Source organism: Pseudomonas sp. GL_093, assembly GCF_057837605.1.
Window position 1 is genome coordinate 5,624,306 of sequence record NZ_CM174448.1, and the last position, 20,792, is coordinate 5,645,097.

Genomic DNA, 20,792 nt, shown 5'->3' on the forward strand with positions numbered 1-20,792 from the left:
CGAGCAAGCTCGCTCCCACAGGTTCAGCGCCAGACCTTGTGGGAGCGAGCTTGCTCGCGATGGCGGTCTATCAAACATCGATAAAGCTCACTGACACCCCGCCACAAAACCCCAACCGAACATCTATCCTTCATAAAGGTCAACCAAGGGAGAACAACGGACCGGAGGGATGTTCATCGTGCATATCGCTGACATAACCATGTTCTACGCCCCTGCCAGCGGTGGCGTGCGCACTTATCTGGATGCAAAACACCGTCGCCTGAGCATCAAGCCGGGCATTCGCCACAGTCTGTTGATCCCTGGGGCTTACTTGAGTGAACAGGATGGCGTTTACACGGTTCCGGCCCCCGCCCTGCCCTTCGGCAAGGGTTATCGCTTCCCCCTCCGTCTCGCGCCATGGCGCAATGTTCTACAGGATTTACAGCCCGACCTGATCGAGGTCGGCGACCCCTACCTCACCGCATGGGCGGCCCTCGACGCCCGGCGGCAACTCGATGTCCCGGTGATCGGCTTTTATCATTCGGACTTGCCGCTGCTGGTCAGCAATCGCATGGGCAACTGGGTCACCACCAACGTCGAAGCCTATGTCAGCAAGCTCTATGGCAACTTCGATCGGGTTCTGGCGCCAAGCCAGATCATGGCCAACAAACTGATCGGGCTGGGGGTGAAGAACGTTTTCGTGCAACCGCTGGGCGTCGACTTGCAAACCTTCAATCCCACGGCACGCGACACGGGCCTGCGGGCCGAATTGGGCATTGATGAAAACACTCATTTACTGATCTTCGCCGGGCGCGGTTCCAAGGAAAAAAACCTGCCGGTGCTGCTCGACTGCATGAAATGCCTGGGCCGACGTTATCACCTGCTGCTGGTAGGTTCGTCGATGCCGGCCGTGGTGCCCGACAACGTTACCGTGATCGGTGAGTTCTGTACGGCGGCACACGTGGCGCGATTGATGGCCAGCGCCGATGCGCTGCTGCACGCCGGTGATCAGGAAACCTTTGGCCTGGTGGTTCTTGAAGCCATGGCCAGTGGCATTCCGGTGGTGGCCGTGGCGGCCGGGTCCTTTCAGGAAATCATCACCGATCAATGCGGCCTGCTCTGCCCGCCGAATAATCCATTGGCGATGGCCAACGCGGTCCGCGAGCTGTTCAGTTCGGGCAGCATCGTTTTGGGCAAACAGGCCCGCCGCCATGCCGAGCGGCATTACTCCTGGGACACGGTGGTCAACAGCCTGCTGGGGCACTATCACGCCGTGCTCGGCAGCCACTGGCCCCTTACGGCCAATGGTTGAGCCCATGAACCTGCCCAGCCTGTTACTCGTGCTGCACGACGTCGCACCGCAAACCTGGGCCGATTATCAACCCTTTGTCGACGCCGTCGACGCCTTGGGCGAGGTGCCGATAACCTGGCTGGTGGTGCCCAATTTCCACAAGCACAACGATCTGGAGGAGCATCCGGGATTTCGACGTTTGCTCACCCGTCGTATCGCCCGAGGTGACGAACTGGCTTTGCACGGTTACTTTCATTGCGATGAAGCGCCCACTCCCACTACACCACGAGACTGGTTCATGCGCCGGATCTACACCCACGAAGGCGAGTTTTACGGCCTGTCTCAAGACGCCGCCCTCGCCCGCCTGCGCGCCGGCATCGAAATATTCCACCGTTATCACTGGCCGCTGGAGGGCTTCGTCGCCCCGGCCTGGTTGATGAGCGAAGGGACGCGCCAGGCCTTGCGCCAGTTACCCCTGAGTTACACCAGCGATTCGCAGCATCTGTATCGTCTGCCGGACTTCAGCGCGGTTGATGCGCCAGGGTTGGTCTGGAGTGCGCGCAGTGCCTGGCGCCGTGGGTTGTCGAGGCTGGTCAGTGATCAACGCGAACAACGCTGGCAGCAAGCACCGGTGATTCGTCTTGGCTTGCACCCGGTCGATATGCGCCACGAGTTCTCGCGCACTTACTGGCTGCAAACCCTCAAGCGCTTGCTCGACGAGGGACGTGTGCCAATGACCAAGGCACGCTGGCTGGCGCTGCAAAGCGACCGTATCGGTCGCGCCGCATGAGTCGCGGGATACTGCTGCTCGTCGCGCTGCTCGCTGCGGTGCTGATTCCGTCGCTGCTGGGTGGTAACGAAACCTGGTATCGACTGCGAAGCTTTCCGCTGACATGGTTGCTGATCATGTTCGGCATGATCCTGCTGTGCTGGGTGCTGAACACGATGCGCTTGCGCCTGTTGCTCGGGGATCAGCGCGACAAGGTGGGCCCGCTGAAAAGTCTCGGGGTAGTGATGGCCGCCGAGTTCGCTTATTGCGCCACACCAGGCGGCAGCGGCGGTCCGCTGACGATCATGGCGCTGCTGGCGCGCAATGGCGTGCGTCCGGCCAGGGGCAGTGCCGTGTTTGCCATGGATCAGTTGAGCGATTTGCTGTTTTTTCTCTGCGCGCTGAGCGGGATCCTGATTTACGCGTTGTTCCAGCACCTCAGCCAACGCATGGAATGGCTGCTGACCGTCAGCGCCATTTCGATGTTCGGCGGGTTGTTCAGTTGCGTGGTGGTCGCCCGCTACCATCGAATACTGATTCGTCTGAGCGGTCGGTTGCTCGCTCGCCTGAATGTCAAAACCACCACGCGCCTGCGCTGGGCGCGAAAACTCCTGCACTTTCTGGCGGCGTTCACAGACACACTGAAGCTGCCCTTTCAGACGCTCATCACGGTGTTTGCCCTGACGTGCCTGCATTGGGTCTTGCGCTATAGCGTGCTGTATCTGGCGTTGCGTGGACTCGGGGCGGATTTGCAGTGGGCCTGGAGCTTTCTGATCCAGATGCTTTCGCTAAGTGCCGGGCAGTTCAGCCTGTTGCCGGGCGGTGCCGGAGCGGCGGAGTTGACGTCGGCGGCGCTGCTGGCGCCGATGGTGGGAAAATCCACCGCGGCGGCGGCGATTCTGATATGGCGGGCGGTGACTTATTACTTCTACTTGGTGGTGGGTGGCCCGGTGTTTTTGCTAATGCTCGGGCGGCCGCTGCTGAAGAAGTTGATGAAGTTCAAACAGGCGTAGGAGCTGCCGGAGGCTCGGGCCGCGTTCGGACGATCTTTTTAGGCCTCCCCGATTTCATCGTCGGACTCCGGATTCAACTGTTCCCACAACTCGGCGGCACCGGGAAACTCCGTGCCGTCTTCGGGGTGCATGTCATCCGGGTCGTAACGACTCAAACACCCCTCGCCCAACGTGGCGGGCGCCTTGGATGTCGCTTTGTCGAGTGGATCGGCCATGGTCATGTCCTCAGTGCAGAAACGGCGAAGGGCCTGAAGCGATTGAACGCCCAGGCCCTTCGAATTTCAACTGTGTTGAATGGCTATCAGAACACGACAGTTTTGTTGCCGTGCACCAGCACCCGATCTTCCAGGTGATAACGCAGACCACGGGCCAGCACCATCTTCTCGACGTCCCGACCGAAACGCACCATGTCTTCGATGCTGTCACTGTGGCTGACGCGAACGACGTCCTGTTCGATGATCGGACCGGCATCCAGCTCTTCGGTCACGTAGTGGCACGTAGCGCCGATCAACTTCACGCCACGCAAAGATGCCTGGTGATACGGCTTGGCACCGACGAACGACGGCAGGAAGCTGTGGTGAATGTTGATGACCTTGTGAGCATATTCGCTGCACAACTCGGGCGGCAGGATTTGCATGTAGCGGGCAAGTACGATCACTTCGGCATCGTGCTGTTTGACCAGGCGCGAGACTTCGGCGAATGCCGGCTCTTTATCCTGCGGATTGACCGGTACGTGGTAATACGGAATCCCGTGCCACTCGACCATGCTGCGCAAGTCGTCATGGTTGGAAATCACGCAGGAAATTTCGCAATCCAGCTCATCACTGTGCCAGCGATGCAGCAAGTCGGCGAGGCAGTGAGACTCGCGACTGGCCATCAGTACCACGCGCTTTTTCTGCTCGGTATCGGTGATGCGCCAGTTCATCGAGAACTCTTCGGCAATCGGTGCAAACGCTTCGCGAAAGGCATCGATACCAAAGGGCAGCGAATCGGCACGAATTTCGTGACGCATGAAGAACCAGCCACTGAGATTGTCCGAGTGATGGCTCGCTTCAGTGATCCAGCCGTTATGTGACGCCAGAAAGTTACTGACTTTAGCAACGATGCCGACGCGGTCCGGGCAAGCAATCACCAGCCGAAAAGTGCGCATGAGGGTCAAACTCCAGAACTTCGCAAAGGCGGCCATTCTAGCGATTGCGCAGCAAAACTGCAGTATTGATGACGTTTGGCCCGACACAAAGGTAAGCGGCGCAGGTTCTGGCAGCACCTGCAACCCGCGCGATGGTGTTCCTGTTGCCAATCTTCAAGTACCCAATTGTGAATATTCGTGATGACTGCATCACACTATTTAACTACACCAGCAATTTATGCCTATTCACCGTAACTAATTTAAATAAAACTCCTGTTAAATGTTTACTTGGTGAAACACCCTGACTATTATTGCCGCACTGTCACCTGCCATCCAGCGCCCCAACATAAGGTAGTCCTCATGTCCTTGATCAACGAATATCGCGCCACCGAAGAAGCTATCAAAGAGCTGCAAGCCCGTTTGAAGAACCTGTCCCAAGACGACAAACTGCAAACCGAGCTGGAATTCGAAGGCAAACTGCGCACCCTGATGGGCGAGTACTCCAAGTCTCTGCGTGACATCATTGCGCTATTGGATCCAGAGTCCAAAACCAAAGCGCCACGCGGCGGCGCAGTAAAAACTACTGGCACCAAGCGTGCTCGCAAAGTTAAACAATACAAAAACCCGCACAACGGCGAAGTCATCGAAACCAAAGGTGGCAACCACAAAACTCTGAAAGAGTGGAAAGCCAAGTGGGGCGGTGACGTGGTTGAAGGCTGGGCTACCCTGCTGGGCTAAGCCGCAGAGCTTGTCGCAGACTCATCCGCGACAAAAAAGAACGCCAGCATCTGCTGGCGTTTTTTTATGCCCGGGATTCAGCACCCGGACATTTTCGGTTTCAAAGATTCAAACGTTTGCGTAATGCCTGAACATAATTCTGCCATTCATTCAGTACCTCTCGCTGAAACGATGTAGCCGTACTACTCCATTGGGCTGCAGCCTCTACAAAAGTTTCCAGCGTATTTGGCGCCCCCCACTCGGGGGCTGACAAACGTTGCTGACAGAATATTCGCCAGCGCTCTTGCTCTTCGAAACTCAACGTATCGGGGAAGTTGCGTGCGCGATATCGAAACAATAATTCAGGCAATCGTTCATCATCGAAAGGCCATTGTTGTTGCGCTAATTGAGCCGGGTCGGCAGACCTGACTTGCTCACATAGGCGCCGATCCCGATCACCGATAAAACCATCGTATAACTGTTGCTCAGGGTCTTGGCTCGGGGTGAAATCTTCGCTGGCGTAAATCGCCTGAACTTTATCTCGCCAAACTGTTTGTGCGTCACTTAGCCGCAGCGTGCGCTCTTGGTAGAGCGACATATCCAGCCCCAAACGTTGCTGATCTTCAGAGCGAAGTACCGACAACGGCGCCACCACCGGGCATTTATTGATGTGGATAAGTTTGAGCGGCACCGGCAACTCTCCCTCGGCCAAGTCATCGCGGCGGGTATACAGCCGTTGACGCAAGGTGTCGGCATCAAGATCGAGCAAGCCCTGAGGGTCCAGGTGCAGGTCACAGACAATCAAGGCGTTCTTGTTGCGCGGGTGCCAGGCCAGGGGCAGCACCACACCGACATAATTGCGCGCCGCTGAAAAGCGCCCGGAGATGTGCACCATCGGCTGCAACAGCCGAATCTGATCCATCACCTTTTGTTTACCGCGCAACTGAAACAACCAGTCATACAACTTCGGCTGCTTTTCCCGGATCAGACGCGCCAGGGCGATGGTGGCGCGAACGTCCGATAGCGCTTCGTGAGCATTTCCGTGATCAATGCCATTGGCGGCGGTCAGGCGTTCGAGTTTGAGCGTTATCCGCCCCTCGTCGTCCGTCGGCCAAACGATGCCGTCAGGGCGCAAGGCATAGGCTGCACGCACCACATCGATCAGGTCCCAGCGGCTATTGCCGCCCTGCCACTCGCGCGCGTAAGGGTCGAAAAAGTTTCGGTAAAGACTGTAACGGGTCATCTCGTCATCGAAACGCAACGTGTTGTAACCCGCCCCACAGGTGCCGGGCGCAGCGAGTTGGGCATGCACCCGGGTCATGAAATCGGCTTCGCTCAAGCCTTGCTCGGCCAGTCGGCCGGGCGTGATACCCGTGATCACGCAGGCTGCCGGATGGGGCAGGATGTCTTCACTGGGCTGGCAGTAAAGGTTGACCGGCTCGTCTATTTCATTGAGATCGAAGTCAGTGCGAATCCCCGCCATTTGCAGCGGACGGTCGCAACGGGGGTTGATGCCAGTGGTTTCATAGTCGTACCAGAAGATAGAGGTCACGGGCTATTCCTGAACTGAAGATCGGCGAAGTCTAGGCGTTCACATCCCGCCCCGGCCAGTAATCTCGTCATTCAATCACCTCTGGCCACTTACCGTGCAATACATAGTTATGTCGTTTTCCCCCGAGAGGCTGCTAGCATCGGACGGACATCGAATCCCGAACAGGCCACATCAAGGTTGCCCATGCTCGAGACCACAGCACTGCCAAGGAAAGCGACGCTGTCCCCGCCACTGGATACGCGGTATCAAGTCGAAACGCCGGAAGGCATCGACTTGCCACTGCGCCCGGCCGGGTTGATGGTTCGTGCGCTGGCGTTCTCCATCGATCTCGGGTTGCGCGGGTTGATCGTTGGCCTGCTGTTTATTGTCCTGGCGTTCCTCGGGAAACTCGGTGCAGGGCTCGGCTCGATTCTGCTGTTCGTGGTGAGCTGGTGGTACATGGTGCTGTTCGAAGTGCTCAATCAGGGTCGTTCGCCAGGCAAGCATTGGATGGGCCTGCGAGTGGTGCAGGACGACGGCACGCCGATCGGCTGGTCTGCTTCGCTGCTGCGCAACCTGCTGCGATTTGTCGACATGCTGCCGTTCGGCTATTTCCTCGGGGCCATCAGTTGCCTGCAACATCCCACCTTCAAACGCCTCGGCGACCTGGCCGCCGGCACGCTGGTGATCTACCGCGAACAACCGCTCGCCCGACCGCAACTGCCTGACATCCAGCCCCGACGCCCGACCTTTGCGCTGACGCTGACCGAACAACGCGCCATCCTCGGATTTGCCGAACGCCAGGGTGAACTCTCTGAAGCACGGGTCAAAGAGCTGGCGGCCATACTTGCGCAACCGTTGCAGGTGTCGGCGCCAGAGGCCGTGGACGAACTCAATGGCATCGCCCGCGGCTTGTTGGGCCACACATGAAGCAAAGCCTTTTCGAAAGCCGCCACAAGGCCGAATGGGAGCAATTTGCTCTCGTGCTTGAACAACTGGAGCAAGGCAAGGAAGCCGAGCGAGTCGCCGGTTTCCCCAGCGATTATCGTCGTCTCTGCCAACACCTGGCGCTGGCCCAGGAACGTGGTTACAGCAGCTTTCTGATCGACTCATTACAGCAACAGGTGCTGCGCGGGCATCAACAGCTTTATCGCCACCGCAGTCGACTGGGTGCCAACGTGCTGGGCTTCATCCTGGCTGACTTCCCGCGACTGGTGCGCGAACAATGGCGTTTCGTACTCGCCGCCGGCCTGATGTTTTTTGGCAGCCTGATCGGCATCGCACTGCTGGTGTATCTGTTCCCCGACCTGGTCTACAACCTGATCCCGGCCGAGCAGGTCAGCGAAATGCAAGGCATGTACGACCCCGACGCCGGTCACCTGGGACGCTCGGCGGAACGGGCGGCCAGTGAAGACTGGGTGATGTTCGGTTACTACATCATGCACAACATCGGCATTGCCTTTCAGACATTCGCCAGCGGTTTGCTGTTTGGCTTGGGCAGCGCGTTTTTCCTGTTCTTCAACGGTTTGATGATCGGTGCGGTGGCCGGGCACCTGACGCACATCGGCTACGGGCAAACCTTCTGGTCGTTCGTGGTTGGCCACGGCGCCTTCGAACTGAGTGCTATCGCCCTGGCCGGTGCCGCCGGCCTGCAATTGGGTTGGGCATTGATCGCGCCGGGGCGCCTGCCCCGCTCCGAAGCCCTGCGATTGGCGGCACACAAGAGCGTGTTGCTAATTTGTGGCGTCATGCTGTTTCTGCTGATTGCGGCGTTTATCGAAGCGTACTGGTCGTCCACGATCGGGGTCGCGCCAATGACCAAGTACCTGGTCGGTGCAGCGCTCTGGTTGTTGGTGGCGACTTACCTGCTGTTTGCCGGACGGACTCGCCATGCGCCTGAGTGACGCCACGGTAGTGATCCGCCCGCGCACCACCTGGGAAGCCATGGACCTGGGCGTCCTGTTGAGCCAGCGTCATCGGCGCCTGCTGATGACCAGTTGGGCCATCGTGACCTTGCCGATTTTCGCCCTGCTCAGCTGGGTGCTGTGGGATTCGCCCTCCCTCGCCGTGTTCATCTTCTGGTGGTTGAAACCGGCGTTCGACCGCCTGCCGCTGTACATCCTGTCCAAAGCCATGTTTGGCGAAACGCCCACGCTGAAGCAGGCGCTGCGCCAATTTCCGCAGCTGCTCAAACCGCAACTGCTGACGAGTCTGACCTGGCGGCGCCTGAGCCTGAGTCGCAGTTTCCTGATGCCGGTGGTGCAACTCGAAGGGCTGAGTGGGCAGCCACGACAACAGCGCTTGCAGGTGCTGTTGCAGCGCAACGCCGGTGCCGCGCGGTGGCTGACCATCATCGGCGTGCACCTGGAAAGCGCGTTATGGGTCGGCCTGATGGTGCTGTTCTATATGTTCTTGCCGCAACAGGTCGAACTCGACTGGAACTGGCAGACCTTGATCACCGCCGCTACACAAGACTGGCGATGGCTGGAACACCTGACCAACGCCTTTTACGCACTGGTGCTCATTGTCTGGGAACCGATTTATGTCGCCTGCGGTTTCAGTCTTTATCTGAATCGGCGCACGGTGCTGGAGGCCTGGGATATCGAGCTGGTGTTCCGCCGCATGCGCCAACGCTTGAGCAGCGCCGCCGTCACCCTGCTGCTGGCGGCGTTCCTGTTGATGCCGACAGCGCAAACCGTGTGGGCCGCCGAGCCAGTCATTTCACCCGACAGCCCACGTCTGCTGGACCAGCCACTGACCAGTCAGGCATCCCGGGACAGCATCAAGGCGATCCTCGATCAGCCTCCGTTCAAGAACAAGGAATCGGTCACGCGCTATCGGTTTGGCGAGGACCAACCCGCCACCGACACGGCGGACGATGACCCAACAACCGAATGGCTGGAGGCGCTGCTCAAGCTTCTGGACAACCAACGCTTCGGCACCGTGGCCTCTCTGATTGAGATCATGCTGTGGGGCGTGTTAATCGGTGCCATTGGTTTGTTGATCTGGCATTACCGTGACGGGTTGCAGGCGTTCGTCAGTCGCCGACCGGCTTTGAAAAGCAAGGTCGCGCGGCCATTACCGCAACAGGCTTTCGGCCTGGACCTCAGCCGCGAAACCCTGCCCGCCGACATCGCCGCCAGCGCCGAACACCTCTGGCAAACCCACCCTCGCGAGGCCCTCGGATTACTCTATCGCGGCCTGCTCAGCCACTTGCTGCACGACTTCAACATGGCGCTGAAACCCGCCGACACCGAAGGCCAGGTCCTGGCGCGCATCGAACACCTGCAACAACCGGCCTTGCTGGCCTTCAGTAAAAACCTGACCGAGCACTGGCAGAACATGGCCTACGGGCATCGCCTGCCGCCCGCGCCTGTGCAACAGGAACTCTGTGACGGCTGGCGAGCCCTGTTCGGCCCGGGAGCGTTGCGTTGAACCGGCAACGCTGGCTGGCGGTCGGCGTGTTCATCGCCGTGCTAGTGATCGCGTTGAGTGTTTATCTGTACGTCAAGGCGACGCCCTATCAGGCAGACATCGATCACGGCCCCTCGCCCGAAGCCCAGGCCAATCCTTACCTCGCTGCGGAGCATTTTCTGCGCAAGCAGGGCCTGACCGTCAGCCACGCCAATAGCCTCGACATCCTGCCCTCCCTGGAGCCGCATCAGCACAGCCTGTTGTTGCTCGGGGACCGGTACAACATGACCCCGCGCCAAATCGATCAAGTGCTGAACTGGACCCGGGCCGGCGGGCGTCTTTTGTTTGTTGCCCAGTCGCTGTGGGATGAAAAGACCGGCCAAAGCAATGACCTGCTGCTCGACCGGGTGCAGATTCACCAGTCGCTGAGCAAAGACCTCAAGGACCCGTCGCCCGCTATCGACGACGATCCTTACCCCAAACTGACCAAGCTGTATCTGGAAGACGAAAACGCGCCGGCCTACGCCGGTTTTGATACCGCGTTCCATCTCGAAGACCCGAAAAACCTCGCGCAAGCCTGGGCCAACAGCGGCAAGGCTACGCACATGATGCAGCTCAATCACGGGCTCGGTTCGATCACCGTGGTCACCGACGCCGACCTGTGGAAAACCCCGGCCATCGACCACTACGACAACGCCTGGCTGCTCTGGTACCTGACCGCGGACACGAACGTGACCCTGCTGTTCAACACCGATCACGACGGATTGCTGACCTTGCTCCTGCGCTATTTCCCCCAAGCATTGGTCGCCCTTTTTGCCCTGATCGGTCTTGGCTTCTGGCACGTCGGCGTGCGCCAGGGTCCGTTGCTGGAACCGGCCCCGAGAGCCCGCCGTCAACTTCAGGAACACCTGCGCGCCAGTGCCGATTTCATGTTGCGCCGCAACGGTCAACAGCACCTGCTGCAAGCCTTGCAGCGCGACATCTTGCGGCGTGTGCGGCGCCGTCATCCCGGTTTCGAACAACTCGGCGTTGCCGAACAATGGCTGGTGCTCGCACGCCTGACCGGCCAACCCACACGCGCTATCAGCCAGGCCATGAGCCCGCGACCGAACCAGCGGCAGTCCAGCGCTGAATTCAGCCGTCAGGTCGCCCACCTGCAAACCTTGAGGAACGCCTTATGAGTGAACAGATCGAGCCCGGCACACTGAGCCACGCTGCGCAGCAGCGTCAACGCGCCAGCCAACTGGCCCAAGCGGTACGGACCGAATTACAGAAAGCCGTGATCGGCCAGAACACCGTGATCGACGACGTCCTCACCGCCCTGATCGCCGGTGGCCATGTGCTGCTCGAAGGCGTGCCGGGGTTGGGCAAGACGTTGCTGGTGCGCGCCCTCGCCCGCTGCTTCGGCGGTGAGTTCGCACGTATCCAGTTCACCCCGGACCTGATGCCCAGCGACGTCACCGGGCACGCGGTGTACGACTTGCAAACCGAGCAATTCAAACTGCGCAAAGGTCCGCTGTTCACCAACCTTCTGCTGGCCGACGAGATCAACCGCGCCCCGGCGAAAACCCAGGCCGCACTGCTCGAAGCCATGCAGGAACGCCAAGTCACCCTCGAAGGCCGCGCCCTGCCCATCGTGCAGCCGTTCATGGTGCTCGCCACACAAAACCCCATCGAACAGGAAGGCACTTACCCACTGCCGGAAGCCGAGCTCGATCGCTTCATGCTCAAGGTGCGCATGGATTACCCCGACGCCGATCAGGAGCTGAACATGGTCCGCCAGGTCAGCCGCTCGACCCGGGCCGACATGCTCGACGTACAACCGCTGCGCACCGTGTTGCAAGCCAAGGACGTGTTGGCCTTGCAACGCATCGCCAGCGATTTGCCGCTGGACGATCAGGTGCTCGATTACGCCGTGCGCCTGGCCCGCACCACCCGCAACTGGCCGGGCCTGATCCTCGGCGCCGGACCTCGGGCCTCCATTGCCCTGGTGCGCTGCGCCCGTGCCCGCGCCCTGTTGCGCGGTGGCGAGTTTGTGATTCCGGACGACATTAAAGGCTGCGCCCTCGCGGTGTTGCGTCACCGTGTGCGGATTGCGCCGGAGCTGGACATCGAAGGGCTGGACGTCGATCAAGTGCTCAATCAACTGCTCGATCAAGTGCCGGCGCCGCGCCTGTGAAACCCTCGCGCCTGTTGTTGATCTGGCTCGCGATCCTGCTAGCCATCGGCATCGTGCTGGGCGCGTTGCGGGCATTGGACATCGAGGTTCCATCAAGCCTGTTGTCGATCAACTGGGGATTGCTGCTGGCGCTGCTGGCCTTGGCGATACTCGACGGCGTCCGTCTCAAACGACTGCCCTCTCCTCGTGTCCAACGGCAGATGCCCGGTAGCCTTGCACTCGGTCGATGGGGTGAAGTGCGACTGGAGATCGAGCATGACTTTCACCAGCCACTGAACATTCAGATCTTCGACCACGTACCGGACGGCCTGAGCTTCGAAAACCTCCCCCAGTCGGTCGAATTGCAACCCGGCCAGCACAGCCAGATCGGCTATCGCCTGCGCCCGCTCAAGCGCGGTCATTTCATCTTCGAACAGTGCGAAATCAGTATGCCGAGCCCATTGGGCCTGTGGTCCGATAAACGCCTGTTCAACGTGATCGATAACACCCGCGTCTATCCCGACTTCGCCCGCCTCTACGGCGGCCAACTGCTGGCGGTGGACAACTGGCTCAGCCAACTCGGCGTGCGCCAACGCCAACGTCGTGGTCTGGGCCTGGAGTTTCATCAGTTGCGTGAATTTCGCGAAGGCGACAGCCTGCGCCAGATCGACTGGAAAGCCACGGCACGACAACGCACGCCGATTGCGCGGGAGTATCAGGACGAGCGCGACCAGCAGATCATTTTCATGCTCGATTGCGGCCGGCGCATGCGCAGCCAGGATGGCGAACTCGCGCATTTCGATCACGCACTCAACGCCTGCCTGTTGCTCAGCTACATCGCCCTGCGCCAAGGCGATGCGGTGGGCCTGAGCACTTTCGCCAGCGACCGACCGCATTACCTCGCCCCGGTCAAAGGCACCGAGCAACTCAAGGTCCTGCTCAACACCGTATACGACCTCAACAGCACCCAACGCCCCGCCGATTACCAGGCCGCCGCCAGCCAACTGCTGGCCCGCCAAAAACGCCGGGCGCTGGTGGTGCTGGTCACCAATCTGCGGGATGAGGACGACGATGAACTGCTGACCGCCGTCAAACGCCTGAGCAAACAGCATCGGGTGCTGGTGGCGAGTCTGCGCGAAGACGTGCTCGACAGCCTTAGGCACACGCCCGTGCAAACCTTGTCGGAGGCGCTGACCTATTGCGGGACGGTGGATTATTTGAATGAACGGGCAGAACTCCATGAGCGGTTGAGTGCTCATGGAGTGTCGGTGGTGGATGCTCGGCCCAGGGAGCTGGGTAGCCAAATTGTGACGCGCTATCTGGCCTGGAAAAAAGCGGGAGCATTCTAGGCTCTAGAATCGAGGGCGAGGGCGAGGGTCAGTCATAAAGGATGCCTAATGAAAACGGCTGCCGTGGCGAAAACTCAAGCAGATTGGCAGCCTCGACAAACCAACGAAAACTTCCGTCCTTTTTATCGCCACATTCAGCGCCCCATGTCAGCCCTGCCATGCCCATCGACCGTTTTTCGCCCAGCGCCGGTGCCACGGTTACGCTCAGGTCGTTCGGCAATGTCCCCTCCCAGCCCAACCTCACAGGGATACCCATGAGTGGATTGTCGGTCGTTGTGGACGCAATGCTGTACGAATAATCGTTGGCGCGACGTGGAAACTCCGTTTTTTCCCCCAGTTTTTGGCCCGATTCGAGGTCTCGGTAAAAGACCACGCCCAGCCACGGGCTTGTCGGCAACCCGTCAACTATCAGGGAAGTCGATGGTGATTGACCGGTGTAAGGACTGTTTACCTCAGCCTTGACCTCAGCCGGGCCTGTGGTCTTCGGCTGATAGGCACAGGATGACCAGCCGTCCCCCCGAGTGGGCACGATCAACGCTTGCGTATCGTCCTTTCCTTTCCAGCTCACGGGAACATTCGCCAAGGGGGCTTTCGTGTAAAACGAGCCCACTTGAACCCACACCCTGGCACTTTCATTCCCTGTCAGCACGGGTCTGATCGTCGCCTCGCGCCGGCCGATAATTTCCAGCCGGTTGTGCCCCAGCGACATGGCCATCGATGTCGAGGACATAGCCAGCTGAGGCAACGTCAACTGCAGTGAGAAGTCGCCTGCATGCTGGCTGTTACGGCAATCGAGCGACCATCGTGCCCCGCCCGATACGATCTCGACACCAGGGCCCACAGCAGGCTCGACGATCACGTTCAGTTGCTCAGCCGGTATGCCGTTCCAGTCGAGCACCATCGATAAACCGGACAGCGGCCCCAATGGATTGGGCAGGAATGAGAATGCATGCTTCGCCCCCAGGCACGGGTACGACGACACAGCGGAAAGCACCGGGGTTGTATCCAGCGAGACGCGGCCCTCATCGACAAGATTTCTGGAGATCAATCGGCCAGACAGCTCCCAGTCCTGACTGATCACCTCGAGAGCGCTCAGCTTCAACTCGAACCTGCCGCTCTTCGTTACACCGCCCGTGATCTTCCATTGCAGTCCGGCATCGGTAAGCTTTTTTGGTACACCAATGGGTGGGTCAAACGTCAGTCCCAGGCCCGGATCGACATCCCGCCAGTCCAGCGTTACATCCTTGTCGAGCAACTGGCTGTCAGGCTTGGGTGTAAGTGTCAGGGTAACGGTCTCGCCACACCAGCAGACAAAACCGAGCGCTGCGGGTACGAGCGGGTTGTCGAACGTCCACTCAGCCTCGGTCTTCCAGGGGGTCCTCTCCCAGGCCGTGAACGGGAATGTCTCTTCAAGCGTTTCGCCCTCCTCGCCGCGAACCTGGATTGTGGCGACAAGATCCTGAGGGCCAGCTGCAGTCGGCTGATAGGACAACTCCGTCCAGCCCCCTTGGCCGGTGAGCGTCGTGACAGAACCGCCAGGCGTCTGCCATTCGACTTCCACGTTTTCCACACCCTCCCGGGTCACAGGTTCCACAAGCTGCAACAGCACCTGCACACGCTCAGCTTGATCGATTACCGGGGAGCGATTGGCCTGGCGCGTATCACCGACAATGTACCGGTTGAGCCCCAGCGACATCCGATTGGAGCTGGACGTGTCTTGCAACCGCTTTGCCGCCAACAGCAACTCAAACTCGCCGTCCTTCGCTGCTTGGGTGCAATCGAGTGTCCAGACGACCTCCCCATTTTGCCAATCAACAGGCGTATTCAGTGGCGGATTCACGGTAACGCCGAGTGACTCGGCCGATTCACCTTGCCAGATCAACATCAACGGATAGTCAGGCAGATCGCTGCCCGGCGACGCGCTCACACGGACGGTGAACGTACCCCCACGGTGGGGATAGCCGACCCTGCTACCCCAAAGCGATTGTGTTCCGCCCTCAAAAGTCACCTGTGCAGAGTCAAACGGATCAGCCGCCAGCACTTTGACTTCCAGCGTTTCACACAACACGCCGGACGTGTAATAGAGGCTATCGATAGCCATTTTGACCTGTTGCGGGCCGACTTCCGCAGGCGAGTATTCAACGCTGACACCACCGGAGCTATCGGTGTGGGTGACTTCCGGCTTACCTTCCAGTGTCCAGACAACCTGGCGACTCTCAAGGGGGAGGCCGGTGTAAAACGATTTCACCGTGCCTGTCAGACGGACCGACTGCTTATTGACGATCGGATCGAAATCACCGTTTTTACGGTCTGCCAATGCGACGCGGTGATCGCCGATCGACAGTTTCAAAGGACAGGGTTCAGCATCCCATCTGCTGACAATCATCAGTTCAAGCTCACGCACAGAGGCAGTGCCCGAGATACTGAATAACCAAGGGTTTTCCAGCATCTGCAATGTATCCAGTGCGGGGGTCATGACCACATTTGGGTCAAGGTCGTCGTTTTCGTCAGCCATCGATAAGGCAACTTCGGAGCCTTGCCACGCCCCGCCATCCGCCTCCTGGAACGTCACCTCGATGCCCTCGGCTCCCCGGCACAGATAAACGGTTCCATCGGCGTGCGTCTGTTCATCGACCTGCACATGAAGCAGCTGCAAAGGCTCCAGTTGAATCCCGAAGTGCACACGGGTAAAGCTCATTCCGGCAGGCTCGCGTTCGTTCGGAAAACCAAAAAGCACGGCAAGTGACTCGTTGCGGTCATTGGGCTGAAGGACAACCTCGTGCTCGCGATACTCGGGATTGAAATCCAGAGGATCCTCTACCGGCAGGATCTCGTTCGGCGGGTCGTCTGACGCCACCACGCTCCCGACCGGCAGTTCAATATTCTCTCCCCATACATCATCGCGTGCGATTCGGAAAAAGCCGTTTGCTCGCGTACTTTGATACAGAAAGCTCAATACATGAGTCACACCCTCGCTGCGCAGCGCCGGCAATGGGAACCTTTGCTCGAGAGTTGCCTGAACGACCAGGCGCGCGACGTAGATCCGTCCCCCGTCATAATCGGGTTCCTCCAGGCTGGCAGCGTGGAAGGGGGGATCACCCTTTTTCCACCCATCAAACCAATCATCTTTGTCAAAACTGCCATTGACTATCAGGCTCTCGCCTTTCCTTACGGGTTTCTTATTCATGATGATCAAGTCCTTGTGTTCAACCAAAGTCGCCGACTGCGCAACCCACCGAAAACCCCTCACTGGAACTCACGGCGACGTCTGCGGGGGGGCCAGCAGCGTTTCCACATCGCTTGCCAGCTCCGGTCCGCCATCCCTGGCCAGATAGCGGAAGGTCAAAATGATGTCGTTCAGAGACGCAAGCATTGACGCTTGTTCTTCCTTGCCATGCCGGGGAAAGCTCAACGTCCACGTCGACACCGCACCGGTACCTTCGAAGGGCAAGTAACGGTCGTCGGCCGCCATGACGACCATGCCGTTATCGTCCAGACCGGTGGAAACGCAAATCTGTTGGCTATTGCGCACGTTGATCTTGATATCCGGCCCCGCCGCGCTGTCCTTCACACCGTGCATGAACTGCACGGCTGAAAACAGTGGTTTGGTCAACGTATGGCTTCCACGCTGCACCAGAATCGCTCGCACGTTCTGGTAAGGCCCCACCAGTACTGGCAACGAAACGCTGACCGAAGTGATCTGCCGGCAGTAATGCCCGGGGTAATCGAGGTCGAACAGCTTTTGGGTGAGGTTGAAGTTCAGACTGCCCGACCCGCTGGTGGGGTCAAATACCGCCTGGGCCGCCCGCCAACTGTCATAGTCCTGGTCTGGAGCATGAGCCGGATTGTCGAACAGCTGTCGCAACGACACCGTCTTGACCAGCTCCAACCGCCGTTCGTGCCGTTTGAGGTATTCGCTTTCCAGCAACAGCAAATCCAGTTTCAGCGACTCGGCCGCCGTCAAGCCGTGGTACTTCTCCATCCACACTTCCGGGCGAATGAAGGACTTGGTGTCATAGTCGCCGGTTTCGTAGCGCATGCAGGTTTCAACGGTCTGACACAGTGAGATCACCGCATCATGGGCCGGAAAATAAAGGTTCTTCATCTGGCCCAGCATCCAGGAGCTGAGTTCGACCGTGGTCAAGCGCTCCTGTTTGTAAAACGTGTAAAGCGCCTGAGCCTGGGCACTCGCGGTTTCGGTCTGGCGCAGGCTGGCCGTGGCCGCGCTGATGGAGTGGTCATGCGCCAGCAGTTGCTGATCCATCGCCTGCAGTTCAAGCCTGGCCTGCTGGCTGTTGAAGTTCCAGTCTTGCTGGCGACGCCGGTAGTGTTCGGAGCTGGCCATGCGCTCGGCGTCCATGAGCAAGCCTTCCGAGATCACCTGCATCCCGTAACCTACAGCACGAAAGGGGCTGCCAATCTGATGACCGCCATTGGAAAAACCAAAGACATTGGGAAATGTATCGATAATGGCGCCCGCGCCCATGAACCCGGAACCCGTGGCAGCAAATATTTTGCCAGCCAGTATTTGATCCATGACCTGGTATTCGACCTCCGACACATTCTCGCGGGATAACTGCTCGAAATGCGTCATGCGTGCCTGCACCTGCCCCCGGGTTTGCAACAACGCATTCCTGGCCTCTTGCAACTGGCTGATGGTTTCCTTCTGGACATTTTCGGCAAAGGCACCCAACTCGATCAAATGGCTCTGTTGCAACTCCTCCTGCTGACCGCGATCACGCTGCTCCATATGAAGGCGCAATTGCTCACCAAAACGCGCATGGGTTTCCACGGCACGCAAGGCCATTTCCAGCATCGTGCGGAACCGATACGGCGGCACCACCAGTTGCCCCCCCATCCGCCGCGCCAGACCATCGGTGCCGGCCGCTTGTGCCCGTAACAATTCCCGAGGGTCTGCTGGCGGCGCGTAAAGGGGCAGGGACAACGGTTTGCCATCCAGCGTCAGGTAATGACGCAGGTTGAACATTCGTTGACTGATTTCACGGTAAGTATTCAGCCACTCCTGATTAAGCGGTTTCCGAAAGCCTCTGACCCCCAGCATCTCCAGTCGGGGTCGGGTGGTCGTGCCCTGGGGCCAGGCGTCCGCCGACAGCACGAATGTTTTCTCGAACTCCCTCAATGTCTGACGTTCGTCCTGTTCACGAATCAGCTCTTCGATGGGTTTGGGCACCCAAGCGTTGGCCGTACCAAACTCAGGGGCTTCGCCCATCAGCGACTGCGCACGCAAGTAATGCAATTGCGCCGCCGCCAGACTGTCGCGGCTCAACTGCCGGTACAACCAGTCGCCCCATTCGATCAGCGTGCGTACATACCCCATGAACAAGGCAATCTGGTAGTGCCTGGGCTTGGCATAGGCAATGGCGTCCGGGTCATTGGGCAAGGCCAGTTCATGGGCAATGTTGCCAGGCACATTGAGCGGCCGGCAGCGCCAATAGGGGGGGGCTGGCGGCACACCGGGTTCGATTTCCGCAAAAGACTGCGCCTTCAATTGCGGATCGAACAGGTAATGACTCCAGCGCTGAGCCTCAAGAAAACGCCCTTCATTACGCAGGCGATGGGTGACCAGGTGCACCAGGTGAAAAAACAACTCCCAGAAGTACAGCCCATTGCTGCCGTCGAAGGGGCCATTGATTTCTACGGCACCATTGGGCGGCGCGGGTTCTGGCAAATGCTGGGTCGTCCAGTCCAGTACCGCCGCCACGGAAATATCCGCCCGGGCCACCAGTTGCGGGCCGATCAGCGTATTCAGTCGGGTGTAACGGAATTTTTGCCCGGCGATCGCATCATTGAAGTCCAGAAACTGCGCCGCCGAGTCGGTGCTTCGATGGAGTTTTGGCACCACATACATTTGCGGTAATGAGCTCAGCTTCACATCGAAAGCGTTGCGGCCGTGCCCCTCGGCCCCAAACTTAAAAGGAAAAGCCTCTCCGATGGGAATTGAACCAGCATTGCGTTTGATTTCCATCCACGGTGTGCGCAGATTTCCGTCGATCTTGAGCTTGCCCGTCCATGGCGCCGGGTCTACTTCTGTCGCGGTGGTGAGTTCAAGTTTGAACGTCGCCTCCACGCCGCCAAGGTTCTTGTCGCAGGTCCCCCGAACCCGCAGGACATCCATCTTCTTGCCGTCAACCAACTCGCGCGCAATGGTCACCTCCAGCTTGAGGTACGCATTCAGGCCTCCCGACTCGCTGGTTTCACTGTCCACCGTCAACGAAATGCGCTCCTGCGGCATGACGGTGTATTGCAACGTATCGCGGTCCTTGAACCGTACGTGCGCCAACTCCACCAGGGCGACCGCTTCGTTCGGCCGCTTGCGAAACAGCGTGTCACGGATCTCGTAGATGGAAGGCTCGCCGTCGTCATCCTCGCCCGTCGACGAGACGCCGGTGAAACACACCGCCAGTTTGTCATCCGCGCCGCGTTGCTCGGCAAACACCACCGCTACCAGACGCCCCGTTAACGGTTCAAAGTCCTTGTCGTACTGCGACTGGTGCAAAGTCACTGGAGCGGACCATTGCCCGCTGATCGTCACGAAAGAAGCCAGCACGTTGAGCCGCGCCGGCTCCACTTGACCGTCATTGTTAGTCAGCGCCTCGGCCCAAGTGGCCCAGACCACGGACAGACGTCCCCTCCAGAACACCGGACGAATATCCAGCATCGTTTCAGTCAACGGAATATCGATCGCTTGCCACTCGCCCCAGGCCGTCGGGATGACATAGTTCGGTTTGTCAGTGAGATCGATCCGCGCCTTACGCCAGAAATACCGGTAAGGCGGAGTGCGCTCCCTGCCGATGAAATAATACGTGGCGTCCTCGAAGTCGCTGCGGTCGATATAACCGCTGAGCACCTCCAGGTCACAGGTTTCCTGGAAGGCACGCAAATACTCCTTGATCGCGCCGTGCACCGAATCTTCGGTGAGCCGCGTCTGGTTCAGGTTGTTTTCAAGGGTTTTGAAGAAACTCGTTCGTTTGATCCGCAACGAGGGATCGATATAATTTTCCGGGTAATCCTCGACCATTTGATTGGCGGCCCAGATATCAAAGCGACTTTCGATGTTCTGCCAGTACTCCACATCTTCAGGGTCGAAACGCGCCTCGGAATAACCCGGTTCCATGCCGTTGTACACGCTGTTGATGTACTGCTGGACGCTGGCGATCGCCTGCGCCACCTGAGTGGTCCGGGGCTCGGCACTGACCTGCGGGTCGACGAATAACAGCTCGTACAAATCGTCCCGGGTCACCGGTTTTACACCACCCGGTTGATTGATCAGTCGTGTATTGCGCGCGAGGCTGGCGACGGCGTCGAGCAATGACTGAGCCATTGGGCCCTGGTTGGACATCGACATGTTGGACTCCCATCCTGATAACTCAATGCCTCAGCCCGACAACGGGCGTAGGGGCAACCGTGGTGTACCGAACGCC

Annotated in this window: 15 protein-coding genes; 10 read left to right on the top strand and 5 right to left on the bottom strand. The window is 59.1% G+C overall.

The window, feature by feature from the left end:
• Positions 1–169 precede the first annotated feature (169 nt).
• Genes gpgS through gpgF form a run of 3 tightly spaced genes read left to right on the top strand, consistent with a single transcriptional unit; the run spans position 170 to position 3,052 of the window.
• The gene (gene gpgS, locus AC3IUE_RS25990) at positions 170–1,291 is read left to right on the top strand and encodes an N-acetylglucosaminyl phosphatidylglycerol synthase (RefSeq protein ID WP_489264170.1); all 1,122 of its coding nucleotides are present in this window, start codon (positions 170–172) and stop codon (positions 1,289–1,291) included.
• Positions 1,284–2,060: an N-acetylglucosaminyl phosphatidylglycerol deacetylase gene (gpgD, locus tag AC3IUE_RS25995; protein WP_489264171.1), complete on the top strand. Its 777-nt coding sequence runs from the start codon at positions 1,284–1,286 to the stop codon at positions 2,058–2,060. The genes gpgS and gpgD overlap by 8 nt, the downstream gene beginning before the upstream one ends.
• The gene (gene gpgF / locus AC3IUE_RS26000; protein ID WP_489264172.1) at positions 2,057–3,052 is read left to right on the top strand and encodes a glucosaminyl phosphatidylglycerol flippase; all 996 of its coding nucleotides are present in this window, start codon (positions 2,057–2,059) and stop codon (positions 3,050–3,052) included. The genes gpgD and gpgF overlap by 4 nt, the downstream gene beginning before the upstream one ends.
• Positions 3,053–3,090: 38 nt before the next feature.
• Here gpgF and AC3IUE_RS26005 read toward each other — a convergent pair whose 3' ends face one another.
• Together AC3IUE_RS26005 and purU are read right to left on the bottom strand one after the other, a co-directional pair.
• Positions 3,091–3,267 carry a hypothetical protein gene (locus AC3IUE_RS26005; protein WP_489264173.1) on the bottom strand — a complete coding sequence of 59 codons (177 nt, stop codon included), beginning with the start codon at positions 3,265–3,267 and terminating at the stop codon, positions 3,091–3,093.
• Between the two features lie 86 nt (positions 3,268–3,353).
• The gene (gene purU, locus AC3IUE_RS26010) at positions 3,354–4,202 is read right to left on the bottom strand and encodes a formyltetrahydrofolate deformylase (RefSeq protein ID WP_056741382.1); all 849 of its coding nucleotides are present in this window, start codon (positions 4,200–4,202) and stop codon (positions 3,354–3,356) included.
• 339 nt (positions 4,203–4,541) lie between these two features.
• On the opposite strand from purU, the gene mvaT reads away from it, so the two are divergent.
• Positions 4,542–4,919, top strand: coding sequence for a histone-like nucleoid-structuring protein MvaT (mvaT, locus tag AC3IUE_RS26015; RefSeq protein WP_007933316.1), 378 nt, complete (start codon positions 4,542–4,544; stop codon positions 4,917–4,919).
• Between the two features lie 100 nt (positions 4,920–5,019).
• Here mvaT and sbcB read toward each other — a convergent pair whose 3' ends face one another.
• Entirely contained in the window at positions 5,020–6,450 is a 1,431-nt protein-coding gene (gene sbcB, locus AC3IUE_RS26020; RefSeq protein ID WP_489264174.1) for an exodeoxyribonuclease I, read from the bottom strand.
• 183 nt (positions 6,451–6,633) lie between these two features.
• On the opposite strand from sbcB, the gene AC3IUE_RS26025 reads away from it, so the two are divergent.
• From AC3IUE_RS26025 to AC3IUE_RS26050, 6 genes are read left to right on the top strand one after another with little or no spacing between them, the layout of a single operon-like run.
• Complete coding sequence (locus AC3IUE_RS26025; RefSeq protein ID WP_489264175.1) at positions 6,634–7,359, top strand: RDD family protein; 726 nt, start codon at positions 6,634–6,636, stop codon at positions 7,357–7,359.
• Positions 7,356–8,333 carry a stage II sporulation protein M gene (locus tag AC3IUE_RS26030; RefSeq protein ID WP_489264176.1) on the top strand — a complete coding sequence of 326 codons (978 nt, stop codon included), beginning with the start codon at positions 7,356–7,358 and terminating at the stop codon, positions 8,331–8,333. The genes AC3IUE_RS26025 and AC3IUE_RS26030 overlap by 4 nt, the downstream gene beginning before the upstream one ends.
• Positions 8,320–9,864, top strand: a complete 1,545-nt coding sequence (locus tag AC3IUE_RS26035; protein WP_489264177.1) for a DUF4129 domain-containing protein — start codon at positions 8,320–8,322, stop codon at positions 9,862–9,864. The genes AC3IUE_RS26030 and AC3IUE_RS26035 overlap by 14 nt, the downstream gene beginning before the upstream one ends.
• Entirely contained in the window at positions 9,861–11,024 is a 1,164-nt protein-coding gene (locus tag AC3IUE_RS26040; protein WP_489264178.1) for a DUF4350 domain-containing protein, read from the top strand. Before AC3IUE_RS26035 ends, AC3IUE_RS26040 begins: the two co-directional genes overlap by 4 nt.
• Positions 11,021–12,022, top strand: coding sequence for an AAA family ATPase (locus tag AC3IUE_RS26045; RefSeq protein WP_489264179.1), 1,002 nt, complete (start codon positions 11,021–11,023; stop codon positions 12,020–12,022). The genes AC3IUE_RS26040 and AC3IUE_RS26045 overlap by 4 nt, the downstream gene beginning before the upstream one ends.
• Complete coding sequence (locus AC3IUE_RS26050; RefSeq protein WP_489264180.1) at positions 12,019–13,350, top strand: DUF58 domain-containing protein; 1,332 nt, start codon at positions 12,019–12,021, stop codon at positions 13,348–13,350. The genes AC3IUE_RS26045 and AC3IUE_RS26050 overlap by 4 nt, the downstream gene beginning before the upstream one ends.
• Before the next feature lie 28 nt (positions 13,351–13,378).
• Here AC3IUE_RS26050 and AC3IUE_RS26055 read toward each other — a convergent pair whose 3' ends face one another.
• Positions 13,379–16,537 carry a hypothetical protein gene (locus tag AC3IUE_RS26055; protein WP_489264181.1) on the bottom strand — a complete coding sequence of 1,053 codons (3,159 nt, stop codon included), beginning with the start codon at positions 16,535–16,537 and terminating at the stop codon, positions 13,379–13,381.
• 69 nt (positions 16,538–16,606) lie between these two features.
• Positions 16,607–20,716, bottom strand: coding sequence for a Tc toxin subunit A-related protein (locus AC3IUE_RS26060; RefSeq protein WP_489264182.1), 4,110 nt, complete (start codon positions 20,714–20,716; stop codon positions 16,607–16,609).
• Positions 20,717–20,792 lie beyond the last annotated feature (76 nt).